This is a genomic window from Leptolyngbya sp. FACHB-261, from assembly GCF_014696065.1.
Classification (GTDB): Bacteria; Cyanobacteriota; Cyanobacteriia; order FACHB-261; family FACHB-261; genus FACHB-261.
Map to the genome: position 1 here is coordinate 83181 of NZ_JACJPL010000018.1, position 23424 is coordinate 106604.

Genomic DNA, 23424 nt, shown 5'->3' on the forward strand with positions numbered 1-23424 from the left:
CAGTGGTAGAGCCCTGATCAGGAACGCGGAATCTATCCGGCGACCGCTGTCGACTCGCGGTTCGTTCTTCCGTATGACGAGTAGCTGTTCGTGGAGTTGGTCGCGCCATTGGCAACCACACCAATCACGTTCAACTTATTCAGCATGGCGGTGGCTTCAGCAACCTCACTGCGGGTCACTCGGCCAATTCGCCCGACCATCACGACACCGCTACAGAAGGAGGCGGCCAGAATGGCATCAACCATGCCCAGCACCGGTGGTGCATCCAGCAACACCAGGTCATAGTTCTGCTCAAACATTGCCATCAATTCCGCCATCCGTCGTGAACTCAACAGCTTGGCTGGATCTGTCGGTGTTGGTCCAGAAGTCAGGATGTCAATGTAGGAGCCTGAAGGGTGAATTCCTCCCTGGCTGGGCATGGCTGTATCGCTTGCTAAGAGCGTTGATAGCCCCTGATGGTTGGGTAGATTCAGCAGCTTGTGCAGGCTGGGGCGACGCAGGTCAGCGTCGATGAGCAAGACCCTCTGATGCAAGCGCGCAGCACTGACAGCCAATCCTAAAGCCAGAGTTGACTTGCCTTCTCCAGCCAGAGCTGAAGTAATGACCAGGGAGTTGAAGGGAAAGGCTGAACTTAGCAGCTGAATGTTCTTGTAAATCAGGTCCAGCGATTCGCGGAAAGGCGGCCAGTAAACAACCTGAGTGGTTGAGGGGGCAAGGGCCTCCTGTCTACGGAACGGCAGATTAATGCCTGGTTCGCTGATCTCTTGGCCCACCAGTGCAGGAGTTATACCCAGCAGGGGCAGGGAGACTTGCTTCTTGAGGTCGTCCGAGCTATGGACTGCATCATCCATCAGCTCTCGTCCAAAGGCAGCTAGACCACCCAGCATCAGCCCAGCGATTGCCCCTAGCATCAGAGTCTGCCCTGTAGTTGATGCTGCTGATGCACCCAAACGCGGGCTCTCAACCACTTGCCAATCGAAACCGCCGCGGGCAATCTCTAAGCCCAGTTCCTGCTTGGCCTTAAGCAGTTGCTGTAAGGTCCCCCGGTTGAGGTCTACTTCCGGTTGTAGACGGTCATACTCTGCAAGTAAGCCAGGAAAACGGTTGAGTTCTGTCCGGAGTTGTTGTTGCACCTGCGCTAAGCTCTGATCTCGCGCCCGCATTGCAATCAGTGCTGTTTGCGTATCAATCAGTTGACTGGTCAGCCCCTGGTCACCACTGCCGTATTGCCCCTCGGTGAGCAGGCGATCGCCTACATCAGGCACTTGGCTGGAATCACTCTCGCCCAAGACCCGCGCTGCTTCAGCTTGTAAGAGTGCCAGTTGGCTTTTACGCTGGTCTAACAGCTTTTGCACTGGGGGCCAGCTATCTGCGAAACGTAACCGTTCTTGGGCCAGTGCGAGTTCGGTCTTTTGAATTTCATTGAGCAACGCCTGATAGCGAGGCGATTGGCTCAAGCGTGAAGCGAGGAGAGCGTCCTGGGGTGAACGGGAGAGCTGCTCTTGAAGGGTTTTATAACGAGCTTGAGACTCCTGATACTGAACACTAATCACTCGGCGCTCTTGCTCAATCGCGTTGAGAGCAGTGGCAATAGCAGCGGACTGTTGACCTGGGTCAATCAGGTTCTGGTTTTTACGGAATTTCTCAAGGTTGCTCTCAGCTTTAATCACACTTCTGCGTACTGTAGGCAGCTGATCGTTAATGAAGCTCAGACCTCTTTCTAAGCGCTGTTTTTGCTGCTCCTGATTGTAGTCCTTATAAACTTTCTGCATTGCTTGCAGAACTTTTTGGGCTTTAACAGGATCGCTATCGGTGTAGGTTGCCTGAAAAATATTAGTACTGGTTTTACCCTCTGACACCTGGTTCAGGAGCAAAGCGCTCTTGATTTCGGCAATACTAATCGTTGGGTATTCTGGTCGCAGTAGGTCCACCGCTCGTTGGATGAGCTGGGAGCTTCGCATGAGATTGAGTTGGGTTGCGTAGTCAATCTGAACTGTTGTGTCAGCAAATTGGCTCTCTGCACCTCCTCCCTCTTTCTTACCTTGGTAGTTAGGCTCAACCAGAAGCTGCATGTAGCTTTTATAGGAGGGTTCAGCGGTAAGAGCAATGAAAACGGCAATAGCGAGGACACTAAAGAATCCACCAATCAACCAAAATTTACGACGCAGTAGAACTGCAACGATCTGTCCATAGTCAATAGATGTTTCGGTACCCGCGTCCATGTTCATTGTCATCGCGCATCTCTCCAGGTTAAAATTTTCGCCACCTCAGATTCTTAACTGGTGCAGACCACAGGTTTCTTCAATGATTCTTTCAATCTTGCTGAAGAAAACATCCTCTGAGAACTGGTTAAGAGCATGATGACGAATTTGGTCGTAGTCCCATTGGATTTCGCTTGCATTTAGCAGAGCAACTTGCAAGGCATCAGGGGTTTGCCGATTGAAAAAGACGCCTGTCTTCCCAGGTATCTGGGTATCTAGAACACCGCCTGCCCCATATGCAATCACTGGTGTGCCGCTTACATTGGCTTCCACTGGGACCAATCCGTAGTCCTCTAGGGCGGCGACAATCACTGAGTGGGCACGCGCCAGCAAGTTCGCCCGTTCTGTATCACTGACGTGACCGAGAAAGCGAATGTTTCTCAATGCTTTAGCTTCTAGCCGTTCCCGCTCAGGCCCTTCGCCCATAATCACGAGCGGCCAGCCTAGCCAGTTAAAGGCTTCGACAATCACGTCGATGCGTTTGTAGCTGATCAAGCGGGCCGAAGCCAGATAAAAATCATCCTTCTCCTCTGAAAATACGAACCTCCTATCATTGATGGGATAGTGAACTAAGAGTGCTTTTTTATTGTATGTTTGGCGAATTCTTCTAACGACCGTGCTAGAGTTAGCCACATAGAGATCTGGCTCCTGGGAATAGGCCAAATCTGCTTTGCGCATCATTTGAAAAACCCTTTCAAGCAAAGGGTAGAAGTATCTGTAGTCTCCGTACTCGCGCAGATAGGTCTGCGTGTCCCAAAGAAAACGAGTAACGTTGTGGCAGAAACAAATATGTTTGGCCCCAGGTCTTTTGCGAACTGCTTTAGCAAAACTGGTGCTGCTGCTAACGATCAGATCATAGTCTTGCAAATCCAAAGATCGAAAGGCTGGGAAGTAGAAGGGAGCCATTAACCTAAAGTATTTGGCTGCGCCTGGAATATTCTGCAGGAAGGTTGTACGAACTAGACGTTCATTCAAGTCAATGGTCTGTTCTGGATCATACAAAGAGGTAAAGACATCTGCCTCGGGATAGCGCTTACAAAGCAGTTCGAAAACACGCTCTGCTCCACCTCGTTGGGTTAAGTAATCATGGACTAGCGCAATCTTCATAGTTCAACACAAGTGTACTAGGGCTACACGGACAGCCAATACAAGTTGAAGGCCAACAGTAATATCAGCTATCCAGATCTACCTAGTTCGCTCTAAGCGTCTGTCTAAGCAGATGGAAGGTATGCCTCAGCAATCCCCATCCAGCTCGGGATCGGGTAGCACAGGTTGTACCTAACTCTAGAGGTCCGGTTGGGAAGCTCCCCCGGTTTGCAATCGCTAGAGGAACAAGATTGAGTAACATCAATAGCTGCAGCGGCTACCCAGATCCACTCAGTTCGCTCTAGGCGTCTGTCTAAGCAGATGGGAAAATCTTTGGCAACTTCAACTGAACAGCGGCAACGGCTGCCTCTGAAAAATTAAGTTACGGTTGGCCTTGAATTTTATTCATTTCCGGGTAATATTTGATGGAGTTATGCTCTGAAAAGATAAAGTCAGAGTTACCATCGGCTAAAGCTAGACTCAGAGATAGTCGCTAGACCTAGGGAAAGCTGTTTGAGCATCATCAGGATATTCATCTAAGCGTCTGCGAGATTGCCTGGAAGAATGGTAGATAGCCCTAAACGGTTGACTGTGCGCCTTTTCAAGATTTGGAGAATCAGTTCAGAGGGAACTGATTAACCTATTGCGTCAACTTGGTAGATGGCTCGGCACGTCTCACCCTGACGTACTTTGCTTCCATGTATCGCATGGTACTTTACCCGTAGTTTTCCTGAGTCATTCTCAATCGCCTCCTACACAGTCTTCATAGAGCTGCGCGTTTTTCCGGATGGCCCCTTAGAAAATCTTCACAGATTTTTCCAATTTCTGTCAGTGATTTCGCATCCGGAATTGTACTTAGTTTTTTCTTCGTCTCCTTCCTAATCTTCATTAGACCTGCGCACATTTCCGGATGCATCTTTGGATAGCCTCTGGTGATTAATGCTTTATGAACTGTGGTTGCTACCCTGCTCTGATGTACTAGCAGTGCCCTGCTTACCATGCTTTCATGCGTCTATAAGAGCGGCTCTTATGCAAAACTATGTCTGAGTTACTTGACAAATTACTGCTGCTTTACCCCTTGTTAATCGTCTACCTCAGGGAGTGCCTTCAGTAACTGTTGAGGATGTCTGCTATTTAGGTAGAGCCTTTAGCGCTTGGCGCGACGCTTAAAAATTCTTTGGCAGAGACGCTTTATCCAGTTGGTTGGTTTAGAGCGCTGAGAACTGCTACGCGACCCGCCGGAAGGAGCACCCGTGTAATTAGGCCGAACTCTCGAAGCTGATCTAGCCACAGGAGCTGGTTCTACCGCCGGATCAACATCTACAGCTGCAATTGGAATTGGGGATAAGGTCACTGGCAGTGGCTCCGGTGAGCTGTCCCAGGGATCGGGAAGCACTTCTGGTTCTCCCAAAGCGGTTGGCTTGGGTAACACTGACGCTGGTGTAGTCGGATCTGATATGGCCGGACTTGATGCCACTGGTTCTAATCCAGCTAGATCCGGCTCAAGCGGCTCCAAGCCAGTTGCCTCACCACCAGAGGAAAGCAATGGGGCAGAAGTGGAGGTTATTGGGGCTAGAGTAAGCCTTTGAGTTCGAAAGCCATGGCTTCCAAAGGTCAAAAGCAGCAAGGTCCTAGCACCTTGCTGTCGAGCCTGAGCGCTCAGCGCTTGCACTGCCTGCCTAGAAGCGGGTTGGCCGAGGCAGTAGACCGAGAGCGCGACCGACTCTAGCCAAAAGCTACTTGGACTGCTCCGACGGACTTTTAGACCTCGACGGCTCAGGCTACTGCTCAAGATCTGACTGGCAGTAATTTCTCTGCGATCAGGTTGGTCTCGGTACTGAGGCTGACTCTCAAAGCGGCGAGTTTGGTGCTGAGGTCGTTGAGGGCGGCTGTAACCAGGACGGCTCCACCGACTCGAGGATGACTGTTTCACCAGACGGTGATGGATTTGCTGAGCTAGGGCTTGTACCTGCTCGAGGACGTGCTCAATAGCATCCAAGTCGGACTTCACGGGGTTCGATTCCTGCCTGAGACGAATAATCTACGTTTCCAGGCTATTATCCTCGCTTAAGCCGCCTGCTTACGCTCCACCCCAAAGCCTACTAGTTGAACAAGGGAGGGCAGCTGCCCCTCAGGCGGACGTTCATAAGTAATAATCGTGCGCAAGCGCAGATCAGGACGCACAAAACGCATTTGGTCTACTGATATCGAGCGGCTATAGGCCGTTGTCATCTCCAAGGCTTGGCGCTCTGGTCGATAGTAAAACTGGCCAATAATTGCACCTGTTTCGCTGTATCCTTTGTCCCGCAAGTATTCACCCCGGATTTCCTGACCTGGAATTGGGTCAGTAGCTGGCAAAAAAAGCGCTCGTAATTGCATAGATACCTCTTCTCCTTTCTCCGAACGCGTTTCGAAAGAAATGGCAAAGCCAGGGGCGTCATCAAACTTGTGTAGTGCTGAGCCTTGTGCAGCACTGGCTGATGGATCTGATGTGTGAGCTGTTGCCTGCAGAATTTGCTGTTTTTGCTCAAGAGCTAGGGGATCAGCGCGGAACTCAGTGTAGGAGCGCTCAACCTCACCTGTAGTCAGGTAGTGATAAGTACGCTCCGTAGTCCAAACACCGGAGCAGGCAACAAAAAACTCCTCAAAGCTCAGCATTTCCCGTCAAAGTGATGGTCAACGCAATTTTAACTCTCTCGTTCACTTTAATCTTTGGTAACCACAGAGCTTTTTTTAGAGGCTCTGCAACTTCAAAATTGGAATTAAACAAGTTCTTTGGCAAATCCACCCTCCTTAAGGGCAGCTGTTTTATGAGTGAAAATGATAATTTTCACAACCCACCGTTATCAAAAGTTAAATGATTCAGAAATGCACCATATTTTGAGGCAGGATTCACTAGGATAAAAAGCAAGGTTGAGTGGCTCTTAATGGATATTCTCAAGAAGCAAGTAGCAGCCCTGAGTAGCAAAATCGATGCGCTTCAGGCTGTCATTGATCGTCTGCCAGAGCGAATTGCAGAGGCAGTGCAAATCCAGCTCGAAGCTCAGTCCCCGGATGAGCCAGAAATTACAGATTCCCTGGAGAGTCAGGTGCTAGCTTTCCGTGCTCGGCAGCAGGCAGGCCCGATGCAAGCGGCCCTGGAGCATAAGGATGTGTTGGTAGATGACAGCCCGTCAGGGCGCTACAGCACGGGCGGCGAACGGGAATTGGCACCCGAGATTCAGTTGCAGCGCCTCACCGCTCAGCTTACCGCTGCCTACAATCGCATTGCTGCGCTTGAGGAACAGCTACTCTCCCATCGAATCCCCCAGTGAATTCCTTAATTGGGGGAATTCTTAGCGGGTATCTCTAAGGGCTGCATTATTTGAGGGTTGTTTGAAGGATTGTCACTAGCCTCAAAGCACCCGGACGTGCGAGGCGGAGCTGGAATAGTTAGCTAACCTCAGCTCTCACGACTCAGTCGCAGGACGATCCGTATGTTCAACCCTAAGTATGCTGTCGCCATTATCGTGCTGCCAGCCCTGAACAAGCTGCGCATTCATTTTGCTCGAATTCCCGATGTGGCGGCGCTACAGGCATTGCTCAAGCTCAACAGTGATCCGGCTGTTTCTCGTATTGAGCAGAGTGATGATGTCACCGTCAACCTTTCGTTCAACTTGACCTACGATGCCTCAGGTTGCGCGCCCATTTTCGCGGGTTGGCTGCTGCGTCAAGGTTTTGAGTCGGTGCTCGTGCGGGATCCTCGCAGTTCAGAACCCGAGCGCCTGTTCACCCGTAAAGCTTGAGAGTTAAGGCTCAGGGTCAGCACTGCCCTCGGGCTCTGAAACTTCGCTGCACACATCCTAGAATTGAGCGGTTCAGTCTCAGTTGGGAAGGGTGTGGTGAGCTTCTGGAGCGTTGACTTTTATCGCCGTCCCTGCCGTGATCCTAGGGGTCAACCTCAATGGGAACTCCTAATTTGGAGTGAATCATTGCGCTATGTGGCCTGGTGCAGTCAGTCAGAGGCAACAGCTGCTTGGCTGACACAGCAGTTAACCCAGGCCCTTGCAGAGTCGTCGAATCAGAAGCCTGAGTACTTAGGTGCATTTAGACCACAAACCTTAAACCTACTAGAAGCAGCGGCTCGCTCTCTGGACTTGCCAGTTCGGCCAGACCGGCGCAGTTCGGATCTGAAAGCCTGGCTCCAGGAGCGTGCTCGCACGGTGTATCCCCATATGGAGGGATATACTCAAGAGCCTTACGCTCCGCTAGAGCTACAAAAACCACCGCCTGAGCCCTTGCCCGAGAAGCTTTGGGGGGAGAGCTGGCAGTTCGCAGCCTTGAGCACTGCTGCGATTGAAGCTTTTCGGGAGAGACCGATTCCGTTTTTAAGTTTGCCTAACCCGCTGACTCTAAATCCTGCTGCGCAGATCCCGGGTGTCGTGATTTACGCAGGCCGGCAGTCCTTAAACCTGGCTCGCTGGCTTGCTGAAGCCTCTCCAGTCTCGCTGCAATACAAAACGGGTGAGCCGGATGGGCTGCTTCTAGAAGCCGGGTTAGTCGAGCGCTGGGTGCTGGCAACTTTTGAAGATTCAGAAGTGAGCACAGCAGGACAGCGATTTGAGGAGCGCAAGGCCTCTACGCAGGGACTGCATTTCCTCAGCATTCTGCCCGATGACTCAGGCATGACCTGCACCGGCTTTTGGCTGCTCCAAGCTGAGCTACCAGGTCAAGCCTAAAGGAGTCTCCACTAAGAGGAGAGTTCTGCTAGGATAGGACACTGGTTGTCTGGCAGAACTTCGCAGTGAGCAGAACACCGTGCTAGACCTGTTGCTGGTCACCGCCCTAGGCTTTTTGGGAAGCTTTGGACATTGTGCAGGCATGTGCGGTCCCCTAGCCGTAGCCTTTTCTCTGTCTCAAGATCAGCAGAACAGGCTAAACCAGACACCCAACCTTAGACCGAGCTGGCAACAGCAGCTCTACTTTCATGGTCTCCTCAACTTGGGGCGAATCCTAAGCTATGTCCTGATCGGTGCCGCAATTGGGGCGCTCAGTTCGGTATTGGTAGCCGGAGGCCAGGGTGCGGGTATTGATAGCAGCGTACGTCGGGCCATTGCAATTCTGACTGGAGGGATGCTGATCTGGTTTGGGCTGGGGCAGGTAGCACCTACGCTAATTCCTCGGCTTCCTCTGCTGCATCGATTAACCTACGGCGGCCTGCATACTCGGCTGAGTTCGCTCATGGCTAAGCTTTCTAGTCAACAATCCTGGTGGACGCCAGCATTGCTGGGTGTTGCCTGGGGATTGATGCCCTGTGGCTTTTTATACGCAGCTCAGATTAAGGCAGCTGAAACCAGTAGTATCTGGGCGGGCGGAGCAACCCTATTCGCGTTTGGGTTGGGGACGCTGCCGGTCATGTTAGGGGTCGGGGTTTCCAGTGCTCTTGTCAGTGCCAATCGGCGTAGCCAGTTATTTCGTCTGGGTGGCTGGGTCACGATCAGCATTGGTGTTTTAACCCTACTGCGCACAGGCGATCCCATGACCGACTACACCGGCCATGCTGCCCTGTTGTGCCTGTTAGCAGCACTGGTTGCCCGTCCTATTAGCAAGCTCTGGCCGCAGCCTCTACGGTATCGCCGGGCTTTAGGGGTGGGCGGGTTTGTGCTGGCGTTGGCTCACAGCGCTCACATGATAGATCACGTTCTGGGTTGGAATTTCAGAGCTCTATCTTTTATGCTGCCCTGGCATCGCTTGGGCATGGGGGCCGGTTTTTTGGCTCTGCTCCTGCTCATACCAGCGGCCTTGACTAGTTTTGACAGCTGGATGAAACGCCTCGGAGTGCAATGGCGACAAATCCATTTGTTGAGTTTGCCAGCACTAATTTTGGCTGTCCTGCATACCGGTTTGCTCGGCTCACACTATTTGGGCAGCTTCGAGGCAACCATTGCTACCCAAGTCCGCTTAGTGGTGCTGATCGGCGTCACTCTTTTAGCTTTACTGGTCCGCTGTTCCTGGTTTTGGTCACTCTTCTCTCTGGGCAAACTTTATGCGGCACCTTCGCCTCCCTCGATCAAGTAATCCTGTCTGGATCCAAAGGCTGATTGGCGCTTCGCTGCTCGTCTTGTTGGCAACCCCAAGCCAGGCTCACGAAGTCAAAACCTCTATAGACGTTGGTGGCACCCTGCACGTTGAGCCGAATGACAACCCTCAAGCGGGCAAGTCTACGCTGGCCTGGGTGGCGCTAACTCGATCGGGCGGTCAAATTCTGCCGTTGGCACAGTGCGATTGCAAGCTGAAGGTTTACGCTAAGTCTCAATCTGAGGGCAAACCCTTGCTGGAACCTAGCCTGCGCGCTGTGACCGTTGGTCAGTATCAGGGCATTCCAGGGGCAGACATTATATTTCCAGAGGCAGGAGCTTATGAGCTGGAGATTAGCGGTACCCCAGCAGCTGGAGCCTCGTTTGCTCCCTTTGAGCTGGACTTTGCAGTAACGGTCAGGGCTGGAGCAGCTACAGTACCCAGTTCTCAAGCTGGAGCCACGGCCCAAGCAGTTGAACCGGCGGCCACAGCAGCGCGAGAGACTAGGGCCAACTCTACTCTGCCAATTTGGATGGGTTTGGCAGTTGTATTGGGGCTAGGGATACTGGGCTTTGGTTTCAGTCGGGTTAGATCTAAACAACCAACTCCCGACTCGCCAGATTCCGAATCAGGGTCGCAGTAGGGTATAGGGGCTCAGTCATGACTACATCAGTAGGCAGCTGTGACTGAATTGTGTCGGTGATTGTGCCTGGGAACAGAAAATAAGTCAGCACACCCAAATGCTGTGATTGCGCTGATTGAGATAGATGTGCGAGAACGCTGCCGAAGAGCGGTGGCACAGACCAGTAGGCAGGAGTTGCACCCAACTGTTGAGCCAGAATCTCAACGGGCTGGTTAGCACTTGGCCGTCGGCTACCGTGAGAGAGCAAAATCCAACGGTCAACCGCTCGCGTTGCCGTCGCCTGCTGCATAGCTTGCTGAACCAGTGGCAGCATCTCGGGGCTACTGCCCAGATGGGGTGAGATTGAGAACTGCATCTCTGGTAACAGTTGTTGAGCTTCGGCTACCGCAGCTGGAATATCCTCCTGCACATGTACCCCAGGCAGCAGAAACAGCGGCAGAATTCGCACTTGCCGCAGCTCTAAAGTCAGTGCTCGTTGACCAAATATCACTAATTGCTCAGCAAGAGAGAGCGGCTGACATTCCAGCGCGCCGCCGCCACAAAAGGCAAAATCTGCCCTATGCCGTTCAATCAAAGTGTCTAGAGCTGCCTGTGGACGGGGATCAGGGCTTCCGTGAATCACTAGGAAGCAGGCAAACTCAGAAGCCATAGAAAAGTCATTAGAAAGAGACAGCTTGCCTTGCCCATTTTGCGACAAATTAGTGGGTCAGCTGAGGGTCAGTTGGTGTGAGACTGACCAGCGAGCAAGCAGTTCAAAGGGACCAGCCTGACCAAGGCAGTTAGGGTTGCCTGGGTAGAACTGGGGCTGTAGAGTCTGAAGGACTGAGTATTTACTACCCCCAATCTTTTGCCTCAATCTCCGCTGACCTGAGGTATTTGCCAAATGAGTCTTATATATTCCAGGCACGGTTTTAATAGCGAGGCGCTTCAGCAGCACCGTGACACCTGGGCTTTTAGGTCAGAGGCTTGAGGGAAGAGCAACGCTCCAACCGACACTGCGTGAACGAGTCGGTATAATCTTACTTAGAAACACCTGCAGTTTTCATACGTTTCTTTGCTTTACTGGTACCCACTTCTTAAACAAACTTGATGATGCCTCGGATCCTCGTCATTGATGACGACCCTTCGATTCTGGAACTAGTGGCTGTCAACCTGGAGATGGCCGGCTATGACGTTTCTCAGGCGGATGATGGCATCAAAGGACAAGCGCTTGCGCTGCAACTGGTGCCAGACTTGATCATCCTGGACCTGATGCTGCCTCGGGTTGATGGTTTTACAGTTTGTCAACGGTTACGTCGGGATGAGCGCACTGCTGATATCCCCGTGGTGATGCTGACGGCTCTGTCACAAACTCAGGACAAAGTCGAAGGCTTTAATGCAGGTGCCGATGACTACCTCACCAAACCCTTTGAGGTTGAGGAAATGTTGGCTCGGGTCCGGGCTCTGCTACGGCGCACCGACCGCATTCCGCAGGCAGCCAAGCATAGTGAGATTCTTAACTACGGGCCTCTAACTCTGGTGCCCGAACGCTTCGAGGCGGTTTGGTTTGATAAAACAGTCAAGCTGACCCATCTAGAGTTTGAGCTACTGCACTGTCTACTGCAACGCCACGGCCAGACAGTCTCACCCAGCGAAATCCTGAAGGAAGTTTGGGGCTACGATCCGGACGACGACATTGAAACCATTCGGGTCCATATCCGGCATTTGCGCACCAAACTGGAGCCGGATCCCCGCCACCCCCGCTACATCAAAACAGTCTATGGGGCTGGCTACTGTCTAGAACTGCCCAGTGTCTCAGCTGAGGTTGCTGCTCAGTAGGCATTCAGTAGCTGTTGAATAGAGAATTCTTAAGCAGGGTTCTAGCAGCAATTCGTTACATTAGAGGGAACCGGCGAACATGCACTCCGGGAGGTTCCCTTGACACTTTATGCCGATCTTCACCGCCACTTAGGGGGGTCTGTAGTTCCCCGGATTTTGTGGCGCTACTTCCACCGCAGCGGACATACCCTAGCCCAGCGGTTCCCGGAGTATGAGAGTTTTGAGGAGTTTTACACTCGGCCTCGCAACACTTTGGATGAGTATCTAGAGCTCCACACGGTTGTTGAGCAGGTGCAAACGGCTGAGGCCCTCCCCTATTTCATCTACCGGCTGATTCGGGGAGCTTACATTTTCGAGAACTTGGCCTATCTGGAATTACGCTACACGCCCTACTTGCGCACCGATGAGCGCCTGAGCCAGCACGAGCGTATTGATCAGATGGCACAAATTGTGGATATCGTTGGTGCGGCCAGCAGTCAGCACGAGTATCCGATTGTGACCAGTCAGATCCTCTGCATGCATTCCCGGCTGCCCTACGAAGTCAACCGAGCAATTGTTGATTTAGCTGCGGCAAAACGCGAGTATGTCTGCGCCGTTGATCTAGCGGGTGGTGATGCTCACTATGCAGAGCGGTTGGATGAGTTCGTGCAGCTATACCGCTACGCTCGTGAACTAGGCATCAAGACCACTGGGCATCTATACGAAACACCAGATGGCTGCTATCCTGAGCTACTGCCTTATCTGATGCGTATCGGTCATGGCATTCAGATTCCGCTACGTCATCCAGAACTGCTGCCTCAGGTTGCCCGAGCTGGCCAGTGCTTAGAGATTTGTCCGACCACCTACGTCAAAACAGGCACCCTCTCAAACCTTCAGGAACTCAAGAGCGTGTTCGATCGCTGCTTTGAAGCAGGGGTTGATATTGCCATTTGTACCGATAATGCCGGTCTGCACAATGTCCGGCTGCAATTTGAGTATGAAAATCTGCTGACCCTAGACGTGATTGGCTTCGAGGAGTTGAAGACCTGTCAGGATGCGGCTTTCCGCCATGCCTTTGCCTGGCCCCACACCCAAAGACCAGAGCGGCTGCTAACTGGCTTGCTGGATGTTGCTGCTCAGTAACTTAGCTAAGCTGTCTGATTTGCAGCAATATCGCACAGAGTAACGAAAAGTATAGAGCCCATAGGATCTCACCTACAGGTTCTTGGAAGTTGACCAGCAGTTGTAGTCATTTTGGGTTTCTTCAAACATGACAGCCCTCTACCTTCCTAGATCTAGCTCCAGATCTAGGAAGGTAGAGGGGTACACTTTAGCAGGTGGCAAGCCGCTGAGCTAAGTTTTGCAGCACAGCCTTACTTGTTGACTTCTTTTGCCAACTAGCAGTGGAGCGTCAGCAACTCAGACTAGTCAAATCAGAAGTTTTAATCGCGCAAAGCGGCTCTCTTCCAGGATTTTCTGACTTTTTTCATAAGTCCAAAGATCATGCTGTTCAATCTTCAGAGTGAGGCTCTACCTATCAAACCTTAGGGTCAAACCTCAGATCGGAGCTAAGCCTGAGCCTCAAGCTCAGACCTCATACGCTCTAACGTTGTGTGCATTTGGTCAAACATCTGCTGAGGCGTAATGCCAAAGCTGTTGAGCTGAGTTTGCAGCTGGTTGACCGTCATCTGAGCCATGAAATCATCGGAAAGCTCAAACCGCTTCATAAAGATGCGGTAGCGCTCCATCATGGTTTCCATTTGCTCGATGTAGAGCTTCTTGCCCTCACGGTCAAACTTGCCGTAGCTACCGCCAAGCTGCATCAACGACTGGTAGTCTTGAAACAACTGCTTGGCTTCCTGCTGAACGATTTCAGAATCAAAGAATCCCATCGTTTTGGCGGTATACGTTGATTTTCCTTGGGTTCTTTCATGCTAACCCAGTCCAATGCCTTCGTAGGGATTGACCTCGGAACTTCAGGCCTCAGAGGGGTGGTGCTCAACACGACCGGTGCTGTTGTGGCGCAAGCCCAACAGACCTGGACGAGCGACCAAAATCGTCCCGAAATTTGGAAGTCAGGCCTTGATCAAATCTTGCATGAGCTGAAGGTCTCATCTCAGGACTATGCAATTCGCGCCCTCTCGGTGTGCAGCACCTCTGGGAGCATCATCCCGGTTGACCAGAGTGGCCAAGCTTTGGGACCGGCTTTGTTGTATTGCGACCCAGCAGGCCGAGAGCAGGCTCAGCGCTTGGGCATTCCCACAAGTTGGGGCCTGGCCAAGTGGCTTTGGTGGCAAGAAACTTATCCCGACCTGTATCCTCAGAGCTTTCTAGCTCATCCCAGCGATTTCTTGCTGGTGCATTTGGGTGCAGAATCCGGTTTCACTGACCACAACTGTGCGCTTAAAAGTGGTTTTGACCCTGCCCAATATGACTGGTCAGCGACAGCTGCACACAATGCTGACATGGCTAAGTTCCCCAAAGTGATTGCTCCAGGGACAGTAATTGGACAACAGGGCAACCTGCTGCTAGTCGCAGGCACAACCGATGGTTGTGCTGGACAGCTGGCTACGGGAGCCGTTGCCCCAGGGCAGGTCTGCACTTCTCTAGGAACTACTTTGATTTTCAAAGGGGTCAGTCTTAACCAGATCAGCACTGCAGATGGCACTGTCTATTCACACTTACACCCAGACAGAAATAGCTGGCTACCCGGAGCGGCCTCATCCTGTGGGGGTGTTGTACTAGGACATTTTTTCCCTGACCAGAATTTTGCCCTTCTGGACGAGCAAGCTCAGATTCCCAGCGGCCAAGTCTGTTATCCGCTGGCTGAACCAGGAGAGCGATTTCCGATCTTGGACCCTGAATTCGCTGGCTTTCTGCCCAAACCACTGTCCTACGCCGCCCTGCTGGAAGGAGTCGCCTTCGTTGAACGGCTGGGGTTGGAGCGTTTAGCGGAGCTGGGGGTGCAGCAAACCGGACCCGTGTACACGACGGGAGGGGGTTGCCGGAGTCCTCGCTGGTTGAAGATTCGAGCCAGCGTCCTCAACCGTAGCCTGGTCCTACCCGCACGGCCCGAACCTGCCATGGGGGCAGCCGTGTTAGCTGCAGCGGGTTACTGGAAATGCTCTGTACAGAAGGCAACCGAGCGCTTGATTCAGCCCGGCCTCGAGGTCAAGCCGGAAAGCGATTGGGTAGCATGGTATGCCAAAGCTTACCAGAAGTTCAAACAGGCAGTTGGCCTTCCTGAGGTTGCAAGCTGAAGGTGAGATATTGAATGGAACCGCACCGAAATCAATGTTCAAAACCATGCAGTTGAATCGGCTTATTGCCCTAGCCTTACTCTTTGTCTGCTTCATCGCGGCAGCCTTGGGCATTCAACGCCGCCAGGCTCAAGAAGCCGCCATTGATTTGTCGGCCTTGCAGAATACCAATCGCGATCGGCTAGAGCTGCTGGAGCTAGAAGGACAGATTAGCGGTGGCAGCTTTGGCCCCAATAGCGCTTTAGGAATTCGGGACCGAGCCTTGAAACTGCTTGATGAGGAGCGGGTCAAAGGCGTCTTGCTAACGGTTAATTCGCCCGGTGGCACAGTAGCGGTTAGTCAGGAGCTGTATCATGCCCTGCTCAAGCTGCGGGAGAAAAAGCCAGTTGTGGTCAGCATGTTAGACACAGCAGCAAGCGGCGGCTACTACATAGCGAGTGCAGCTAATAAAATCTATGCCAATGCTGGCACGCTAACTGGCAGTATTGGCGTGATCCTCAGCAGCTACAACGTACAGGAATTGCTCAATCGGGTTGGCGTTCAGCCACAAACATTTAAAACTGGCCCCTACAAAGATATTCTCTCGCCCAATCGTTCGGTATCAGAAGCAGAGCGGACTCTCTTGCAGAATTTGCTTAGCGATACCTATGGGCAATTTGTGCGGGATGTTGCTCAGGCACGCAACTTACCAGAGGATAAGGTCCGGGCTCTGGCCGACGGGCGGATCTATACTGGCACTCAAGCTAAAGCTAACGGTCTGGTTGATGAAATCGGCACGCTTGACGACGCCACTGAAGCTCTACGAACATTGGCTAAGAACAAAGACTTGCCGCTTGTGAAGAGCCGACCCGGTTTTCAAGATCTCTTTGGCGGTCTGCTAAGTCAGAGTTCTAGCAATCTAGGTCTTGGGCCTTCAAAGGTGCTAGAGCAACTATTCGGGTTGTTCTTGAAGGGTCAGGGGTTGGTTTCCCAACCAGAGTTGCCCCTTTGGCAAAGTAATTTTCCGCAACCTCTTCTACTGCCAGCGCCCCTGTCGGAGTAGCCCTAGAGTACCCACTGTGTACTGCTAATTGTATTGACGCGATCAATTTGATGTTGTAAGCAGGCGTTGTGAAGACGTCAAAAGCCCCTTCCTATTCAGGAAGGGGCTTTTGTTAGCCGGATGAATTCAACCAAGCGACCGGCTTAGTCTCACTCCAGACTGCTAATTTGGGGAGCCGTTAATTTGTTAGTAGCGTAAGAGCTGCTGTAAGCTCCTCTTAAAGCAGGGGGTAGCTGTGCCGTTAGAGGGGCTGCTTCACGCAGTTGAGCGACCAATTTTTGAGTGGTTGCGTCGTAGACCTGGGTGATCATCTTGGGATAGAAGCCAATGCCAATAATGGGAATCAGCAGGCAGGCAATGATGAATACTTCACGGGGTTCTGCATCTACCAAGACCTCGTGTTCTACCAATGCCTTGTTCTCAGGCCCGTAGAAGATCTCTCGCAGCATGGCCAGCAGGTAGATCGGCGTCAGAATCACACCCACCGCAGCCAGTAGGATGATCACCAACTTGAAGGGGTTACTGTAGGCGTCACTGGTGGCAAAGCCTACAAAGACCATGACCTCGGCAACGAAGCCACTCATGCCCGGTAATGCTAGCGAAGCCATTGAGCAGGCGGTGAACATCGCGAAGACCTTAGGCATCTTCTTCGCAACACCACCCATCTCACTCAGGATCAGGGTATGCGTGCGGTCATAGGTAGCGCCCACTAGGAAGAACAGCGACGCCCCGATCAGCCCGTGAGAGATCATTTGCAGCATGGCACCGCTGGTCCCCAGATCGCTAAACGAGCCCATGCCAATCAGCACGAAGCCCATGTGCGAAATCGAGGAGTAGGCGATCTTTCGCTTCAAATTCCGCTGCGCCCAGGAAGTTAACGCCGCATAGATGATGTTCACTACCCCCAAAATCACCAGAACCGGAGCGAAATAAACATGAGCTTCTGGCAACATGCCAACGTTCATGCGCAGCAAGGCATAGCCACCCATCTTCAGCAGAATGCCTGCCAGTAGCATGTGCACTGGCGCCGTGGCTTCACCGTGAGCATCCGGCAGCCAGGTGTGTAGGGGAAAGATTGGCAGCTTTACAGCGTAGGCAATCAGAAAACCAGCATAGGCCAGCAACTGGAAGGTCATCGGGTAGTCTTTGCCCGCCAGTGTGGTCATATCAAAGCTGACGGTATCGCCATAAAAGGCCATAGCCAGAGCAGCGACCAGGATGAACAGCGAGCCGCCTGCGGTGTACAGGATGAACTTGGTTGCTGCGTAGAGGCGCTTCTTCCCTCCCCAAATTGACAGGAGAAGATACACCGGAATCAGCTCCAGTTCCCACATCAGGAAGAACAGGAGCATATCCTGCACGGCAAAGACGCCAATCTGGCCGCCGTACATTGCCAACATCAGAAAGTAGAACAGACGCGGCTTCAACGTAACCGGCCAGGATGCCAGGATCGCCAAGGTGGTGATGAAACCGGTCAGCAAGATCAACGGCATTGATAGGCCATCAGCGCCCACCGACCACTTCAAGCCCAGTTGAGGCACCCAGGAGTAACTCTCCCACAGTTGCAAACCTGGCTCTGAGAAGTCGTATTCCGTGTAGAAGGCATAGACCAGCAGGGCAAAGTCGATCAGACCAACCACTAGCGCATACCAGCGAATGGTTCGCCCATCCCCCTTATCTGGAACTAGAGGAATGAAAAGAGAGGCGACCACAGGCAACAAAATTGATGTGGTCAGCCAGGGAAAGTTTGAAAATTCAGGCAGGTTGAGATCCATACAAAACGTTGTTCCTAACCGGAAATTCCAGAGGCAATCACTAAACCCAACACCGCCACAAAAATGACTAAGGCATAGAACTGAGCACGGCCATTTTCGAAGTATTTAAGGGCTTCACCTGTTACCAGAGTCACGAACCCAGCCAGGTTCACAACGCCATCCACAATTTTCTGGTCCACTTCCAAGACTCCGCGCGCCGTGCGTCGCGAACCCTGAACGAACAGAAAATCGTAAACCTCATCGAAGTACCACTTGTGCTTCGAGAGCTGGTAGAGCGGCTCAATCGATTTGGCAATCTTGGCCGGGTCGATCTTGCCCTGTAGGTACATCAGAGTTGCCAGGGAGATCCCCAACAGAGAGATGCCTACCGAGCTGCCTGCTAGAACTGCAAACTCACTGAGCGATTCCCCATGTTCGGCTAGTTCCTCGCCAGGAGCATGAATAAACGCCTCGAAGTAGTTGCCAAAGGGAGTTCCCAGCAAACCGATGGCAATTGAGGGAACTGCCAGAATCGCCAGGGGCAAGGTCATTGTCCAGGGAGATTCATGAGGTTCACTGGCATGATGACCGTCGTGCGCATCATGCGCATCGTGCTCTAGCTCTTTGGGATCCATAGCACCCGGTCCAAAGGCAGGCGCCAAGACGCTAGAGTTCTGCAACTTGACATCGTGCACCAGGTTTGGCTCTGTCCCTCTGAACGGCCCCTCAAAGGTCATGAAGTACATGCGGAACATGTAGAACGCCGTGATCCCAGCAGTCAGATAAGCAATGCCCCAAAGAACAGGGTTAGCAGCAAAGGCTGCGCCCAAAACGGCATCCTTAGACCAGAAACCTGCAAATGGTGGGATACCAGAGATCGCCAGCGTACCGATCAAAAAGGTGGTTGCCGTAACCGGCATGTATTTGCGGAGGCCACCCATCACGCGCATGTCTTGGGCGACATCTGGATCGTGGCCAACTACCGACTCCATACCATGAATCACAGAGCCAGAGCCCAAAAACAGCATGGCTTTGAAGTAAGCATGGGTCATCAGGTGGAAGAGGCCGGCACCATAGGCACCTACACCCATCGCCATCACCATGTAACCCAGCTGCGAAACCGTGGAGTAAGCCAGTCCTTTCTTGATGTCGTTTTGGGTAATTGCAATGCTGGCGCCTAAAAAGGCAGTGGCTGCTCCCGTCCAAGCGATGACGTCCATTGCCCCTGGTACCACTTCAAACACAGGGAACATGCGGGCAATTAGAAACACGCCCGCAGCTACCATCGTGGCCGCGTGGATCAGCGCCGAGATCGGCGTCGGGCCTGCCATAGCGTCAGGCAACCACACATGTAGAGGGAATTGCGCTGACTTAGCAGCTGGACCCATAAACACCAGAATGGCAAACAGGGTAGCCAGTCCTAAGCTCAATGAGCCTGACTCAACCGCAGCCCGTAGCCCTTCACCCATCCCCTCAAATTCGAAGCTGCCAGTCGTCCAGTAAAGGCTCAGTAAGCCCAGCAGCAAACCAAAGTCGCCGACTCGGTTCACCACAAACGCCTTTTGGCAAGCATCCGCTGCTTCTGGACGGTCAAACCAGAAACCGATGAGCAGGTAGGAACACATGCCCACCAGTTCCCAGAAGATATAGACCTGAACCAGATTGGGACTAATCACCAGCCCCAGCATCGAAGAACTAAATAGGCTTAAGTAGGCATAAAAGCGGACATAGCTCGGGTCGTGAGCCATGTAGCCATCGGTGTAAAGCATCACCAGAAAAGCCACCGTGGTCACGATCACCAGCATTAAGCTGCTGAGATGGTCGATGATGAAACCCATCCGCAGGTGGAAATCTCCAGCCGATGCCCATTCGAATGTCCATTCGTAGGGGGGATGCCCAGAAAACTGGCTGTACAAGATGGCAAAGGACAGCCCCATGGCTGCCCCGATTGAGCTAATCGCTAACGTTGCGTTGGCTTGTCGCAGGCCATTGGTCACGCGGTTAAACGAGATCAGCCCAAGCCCAATTACAAAGGCACTCGCCAAGGGCAGGACCGGGACAAGCCAGGCGTACTGGTATATCAATTCCATTGCTCGCGCCTACAAACTTTCACTTGCACAATTTAGAAACTAAGCAGAAGGGGTTAGGGAGGAGATAGTAGCTACGCCACAATACCTAGGCAAAGCCCTCATCATTCTAAACTCAGTCTAGTAGTGCTCCTAGGAACCCTTTCTTCTTTCTTCCGGAAGAATACCTATCTGTACCGGAGACCACATTCATGATGAAAACGACAGCAAATTCATTGCTGTACGCTCATCCTGGCTGAGTTTGATGGGCACAATCCCCTGGGACTGGACTGAACTCAGGTCATCTAATCTGAACTCAAGCCAGCCAAACTTAGAGATTTGACATCAATAGATTTTAATTGGAACTGGCTTGGCTGCCACCAATTCCTCCAACGCAATCCGCAGATCTTCGCGGTCACTAAATCCCGACAGACGATGAACTAGCTTGCCTTCTGCAAATAGCATCAGCGCTGGAATCGTCTTCAGGCGGTATTCATTAGCCAGCCGGAAATTTTCATCAGCGTTGATACGAACCAGCTTGAGCTGATCCCCCCACTCGCTCTCAAATCGAGTCAATAGCGGATTGCTCATCCGACATAGACCACACCAGGGCGCCCAGAAGTAAACAAGGACCGGCAGGTCGGCTGCTAAAACTTCCTGTACAAACGTTTCATCGCTGACCGGCAGAAACATACCGCTCTATGCTAAACCCGCTTTAAATCCGTCTTTGGGATCATGCTACCAGTGAACTCCGGTTGCTGCACGGATTAGTAGCGGATGTAACCAATAAAGTCCTATGACAAAAATGAGAACGCCTAGATAAGCAGGCTTGAGAAACTCCTGCCACTGCAAAACTTGGTCTCCTCGCAACACTGCAGCCATCGGTACAACAGAAGTTCTGGCCTTCACTGCCATAAACGCTTCGCCATAACGCAGCTGTAAGCGACGATCCCCATGCCAAACCCCAAATAGATGGTGTGCAATCAACCCTACTGAGGTCAGCACCATGAAGGAAGACCCCACCCAGAGTGTATGAGCTAGGCACCAGATAACCTGTCCGACCATCTGAGGATGGCGGCTCACACGAATGATCCCAGTCTCATATAGGTGGACTTGCGGCTTCTCGATCGCGGCGATCTCCAAAAGATTAAAGGTCGCCGGATACAGAAACAGAAACGATATTGCTGACAGCGCCAGCACCAGCGCGTGCACACCAGGCACGCCCTGCACCTGCCAAAGTTGCAGGCCATCGTAGCGATGATTAAAGAAGTAGATCAGCAGCACCAATGCCAGACTTATACTCACTAAGGCAAACAGCACTCGGTATAACCTGGGCCCGGTGTGCTTCTCAACCCGTAGACGCAGCGCCGCTAGACCACTGTGCACCATCGCAAACGCTAGCAGCAGCCCTGCCATCACCAGGTGAGACCGCAGATCAGGGAAGTCGAGCATGAGAGTAACCAACGCACCGGCGAAAACCAGATCCAGCGTAGAGGATACCTAGGCTCAAAAAAGCAGCTCTAGCTCCAGTCGCGAGAGATCCAGGTAATACAGCCTACCCTGAGTGCCAGCCCAAGTCGCAACTAGCAGATGATGGGGTCCATGAGCAATGACTGCTGTAGGTTGTCCTGCTAGGGTCAGGTTGCCAACAATTTGTCCTACAGGGTCTAGCAAGGTCAGTGTCTGACGAGCTCCAGCAGCAATGTAACCCCAGGGTGTGCTCTGGAGCAAAGTGGGTAGGTAGCCTAAAAATAGACGGCGAACCTGAAATGCTTTTAAGTCAATCAGCAACAGAGTTTTGGGCTCTCGGGGACTCGCAGCTAGAAGATGGTACGGAACACGACCGGTCACAGCTTGAGTGATAGGCATGGGTAGGTCAAACTTCTCCATGCAATTACCCCGTCGGGAAAGCACTTGGATTTGCGACTGTTCCCCACCACAGACTATTGCTAAGTGGTGCCGATCCAGAACATTCAAGGAGGGCAAGTAGGTTGATTCTGGCAAACTCAACTGGCGAATCAGGCGACCGCTCAGGGGGGAAAGTAAGGTGAGCACCTGGCGCGAAGCGACTGCCAACCAGCGTCCATCTGGGTCAAGGGCGCCAACCAGGTCCTGCTGCTTTTCGATCAAAGGACGACAAGCAGCCCATGGCTGTACTTGATACACGCCTTCCTGGGTGGTGGCATAGCAGCCCTGGGAGCTCAAGTGGAGCGAGCGAACCTCAGCGTGAAGGTCCACCACCGGAATTCGTTCTAGACTGGATTCAGTTTTTGATGAATCCGGCTGCTCTGTAAGCTGAGAGCAACTGAATGCTGGTTCAAACTCAAATAAAGAAGTTAGAGATCGCCAGCCGACCTGAGTTTTAGCAGCCCAGCAGAGCAGCGGTGTATCGCTTGCTGGAGCTATCACTTGCAGGGCAGTCAACGGCAGGCGCAAGGGCTGCTGCTGCCATTGCTCAGCTCGACTAGACGTTAGGTCCAAAGGGGCCAACAATTGACGCGGCACCAAAGGTACGCCTGTCTCCAATTGAGGTAGGGCAGCTTGTTTAAGCCTGACAGTACACTCTCGCAATGCCACCAGCATTTGCTCTGCTGACTTGAAGCGACGAGCTGGTAGCTTTTGCAGAGCCGTGTGCAGAACTTCTCGCAACGGCTCATCCAAGCTCAGGGGCAGTTCCACTGGCTGGTTGAGATGCGCACTCATCAACTCAGCTGGCATCCCCGAAAAAGGTCGTCGTCCCAGTAGCATTTCGTAGAGCATAATCCCGACTGCATACAAATCGGAGCAGACGGAAAACTCGCCATAAAAACGCTCAGGAGCCATGTAGGCGGGAGAGCCCGTGTTGCCTTGACTGCTATCTTCAACCGTTCTGCTCCGGCCGACTCCCGACCGAGTTGCTGCCTCTAGTTCTTGTCCTAAACGAGCAATACCAAAATCCGAGATTCGAGCGGTCCAGCTAGTCGGACTCAGATTGAGCAGAATATTCTCAGGCTTAATATCACAGTGAATAATCCCCTGTTGGTGGGCCTGTTTCAAACCAACCAACACCTCACAGGTCAAGTTCAGAACAACGGGCAAAGAGAGCCGAACATCTTCTTGCACCAACGCCCGCAGTGTACCGCCTTCGCAGTAGTCCATCACTAGATAGCGGCCTGTTCGGGTGTGCTCCAGCGCCTCGCAAGCCACGATATTGGGATGGCGGAGTGACAACAGGAAGCGTAGTTCCCGCAAGAACTTATTGGTTGGAAAGCGGATTTGATCCAATTCCTTCAGCGCCACCAGACGTCCGCTCACACGATGCCGCGCTACATACACCCGACCAAATTGGCCCCGCCCAACCAAGCAGAGGATGCGGTAGCGAGAGGCCGGAAGCTGCATGTCAGAACGCTGGGCCACGGGAAATTAGCAGAGAGCGCTAGGGTAGATGATGAAGCATCAGAGGAGCTCAGCGTCCAATT

At 52.5% G+C, this 23424-nt stretch carries 20 protein-coding genes; 9 read left to right on the forward strand and 11 right to left on the reverse strand.

Annotation, left to right across the window (positions count from 1 at the left end; genetic code table 11):
- Positions 1-32: 32 nt before the first annotated feature.
- The 4 genes from H6F94_RS09705 to H6F94_RS09720 all read right to left on the reverse strand — a co-directional run bounded on the left by H6F94_RS09705 (position 33) and on the right by H6F94_RS09720 (position 6005).
- A complete protein-coding gene (locus H6F94_RS09705) occupies positions 33-2234 on the reverse strand; it encodes a GumC family protein (RefSeq protein WP_190802037.1) in 2202 nt (733 codons plus the stop codon).
- 33 nt (positions 2235-2267) lie between these two features.
- Positions 2268-3368, reverse strand: a complete 1101-nt coding sequence (locus H6F94_RS09710) for a glycosyltransferase (RefSeq protein ID WP_190802038.1) — start codon at positions 3366-3368, stop codon at positions 2268-2270.
- Positions 3369-4494: 1126 nt separating this feature from the next.
- Entirely contained in the window at positions 4495-5358 is an 864-nt protein-coding gene (locus tag H6F94_RS09715) for a hypothetical protein (RefSeq protein WP_190802039.1), read from the reverse strand.
- 56 nt (positions 5359-5414) lie between these two features.
- Positions 5415-6005 carry a phycobiliprotein lyase gene (locus H6F94_RS09720; RefSeq protein ID WP_190802040.1) on the reverse strand — a complete coding sequence of 197 codons (591 nt, stop codon included), beginning with the start codon at positions 6003-6005 and terminating at the stop codon, positions 5415-5417.
- A gap of 269 nt (positions 6006-6274) precedes the next feature.
- On the opposite strand from H6F94_RS09720, the gene H6F94_RS09725 reads away from it, so the two are divergent.
- From H6F94_RS09725 to H6F94_RS09745, 5 genes are all read left to right on the forward strand, one after another.
- A complete protein-coding gene (locus H6F94_RS09725; protein WP_190802041.1) occupies positions 6275-6661 on the forward strand; it encodes a hypothetical protein in 387 nt (128 codons plus the stop codon).
- 162 nt (positions 6662-6823) lie between these two features.
- Positions 6824-7132 (forward strand): hypothetical protein, encoded by a 309-nt coding sequence (locus tag H6F94_RS09730; RefSeq protein WP_190802042.1) that lies wholly within the window; start codon positions 6824-6826, stop codon positions 7130-7132.
- A gap of 96 nt (positions 7133-7228) precedes the next feature.
- Positions 7229-8065: a Tab2 family RNA-binding protein gene (locus H6F94_RS09735; protein WP_190802043.1), complete on the forward strand. Its 837-nt coding sequence runs from the start codon at positions 7229-7231 to the stop codon at positions 8063-8065.
- Positions 8066-8144: 79 nt separating this feature from the next.
- Positions 8145-9404 carry an urease accessory protein UreH domain-containing protein gene (locus H6F94_RS09740; RefSeq protein WP_190802044.1) on the forward strand — a complete coding sequence of 420 codons (1260 nt, stop codon included), beginning with the start codon at positions 8145-8147 and terminating at the stop codon, positions 9402-9404.
- Entirely contained in the window at positions 9373-10047 is a 675-nt protein-coding gene (locus H6F94_RS09745; RefSeq protein WP_190802045.1) for a hypothetical protein, read from the forward strand. Before H6F94_RS09740 ends, H6F94_RS09745 begins: the two co-directional genes overlap by 32 nt.
- On the opposite strand, the gene H6F94_RS09750 is transcribed toward H6F94_RS09745, so the two are convergent.
- On the reverse strand, positions 9998-10696 hold the full coding sequence (locus H6F94_RS09750) for a sirohydrochlorin chelatase (protein ID WP_190802046.1): 699 nt from the start codon (positions 10694-10696) through the stop codon (positions 9998-10000). The two genes, H6F94_RS09745 and H6F94_RS09750, sit on opposite strands and share 50 nt — an antisense overlap.
- Before the next feature lie 443 nt (positions 10697-11139).
- Between H6F94_RS09750 and rpaA the strand changes: the two genes are divergently transcribed.
- On the forward strand, positions 11140-11865 hold the full coding sequence (gene rpaA / locus H6F94_RS09755) for a two component system response regulator RpaA (protein ID WP_190802422.1): 726 nt from the start codon (positions 11140-11142) through the stop codon (positions 11863-11865).
- Between the two features lie 99 nt (positions 11866-11964).
- Positions 11965-12987: an adenosine deaminase gene (locus H6F94_RS09760; protein WP_190802047.1), complete on the forward strand. Its 1023-nt coding sequence runs from the start codon at positions 11965-11967 to the stop codon at positions 12985-12987.
- A gap of 425 nt (positions 12988-13412) precedes the next feature.
- Here the strand turns inward: H6F94_RS09760 and H6F94_RS09765 are convergent, their stop codons facing one another.
- Positions 13413-13736, reverse strand: a complete 324-nt coding sequence (locus tag H6F94_RS09765; protein WP_190802048.1) for a DUF1825 family protein — start codon at positions 13734-13736, stop codon at positions 13413-13415.
- A 39-nt stretch (positions 13737-13775) separates the two neighbouring features.
- Between H6F94_RS09765 and H6F94_RS09770 the strand changes: the two genes are divergently transcribed.
- Both H6F94_RS09770 and sppA read left to right on the forward strand, forming a co-directional pair.
- Positions 13776-15104: an FGGY-family carbohydrate kinase gene (locus H6F94_RS09770; RefSeq protein ID WP_190802049.1), complete on the forward strand. Its 1329-nt coding sequence runs from the start codon at positions 13776-13778 to the stop codon at positions 15102-15104.
- A 34-nt stretch (positions 15105-15138) separates the two neighbouring features.
- Positions 15139-16146: a signal peptide peptidase SppA gene (gene sppA / locus H6F94_RS09775; RefSeq protein ID WP_242041087.1), complete on the forward strand. Its 1008-nt coding sequence runs from the start codon at positions 15139-15141 to the stop codon at positions 16144-16146.
- 149 nt (positions 16147-16295) lie between these two features.
- Here sppA and ndhD1 read toward each other — a convergent pair whose 3' ends face one another.
- The 5 genes from ndhD1 to H6F94_RS09800 form a co-directional block, all read right to left on the reverse strand.
- Complete coding sequence (ndhD1, locus tag H6F94_RS09780; RefSeq protein ID WP_190802050.1) at positions 16296-17921, reverse strand: photosynthetic/respiratory NAD(P)H-quinone oxidoreductase subunit D1; 1626 nt, start codon at positions 17919-17921, stop codon at positions 16296-16298.
- A 14-nt stretch (positions 17922-17935) separates the two neighbouring features.
- On the reverse strand, positions 17936-19990 hold the full coding sequence (locus H6F94_RS09785) for an NAD(P)H-quinone oxidoreductase subunit 5 (RefSeq protein ID WP_190802051.1): 2055 nt from the start codon (positions 19988-19990) through the stop codon (positions 17936-17938).
- A 321-nt stretch (positions 19991-20311) separates the two neighbouring features.
- Positions 20312-20659 (reverse strand): thioredoxin family protein, encoded by a 348-nt coding sequence (locus H6F94_RS09790; protein WP_190802052.1) that lies wholly within the window; start codon positions 20657-20659, stop codon positions 20312-20314.
- A 45-nt stretch (positions 20660-20704) separates the two neighbouring features.
- The gene (locus H6F94_RS09795; protein ID WP_190802053.1) at positions 20705-21418 is read right to left on the reverse strand and encodes an NnrU family protein; all 714 of its coding nucleotides are present in this window, start codon (positions 21416-21418) and stop codon (positions 20705-20707) included.
- Positions 21419-21472: 54 nt separating this feature from the next.
- Positions 21473-23362 carry a serine/threonine-protein kinase gene (locus tag H6F94_RS09800; RefSeq protein WP_313949258.1) on the reverse strand — a complete coding sequence of 630 codons (1890 nt, stop codon included), beginning with the start codon at positions 23360-23362 and terminating at the stop codon, positions 21473-21475.
- Between the last annotated feature and the right edge of the window lie 62 nt (positions 23363-23424).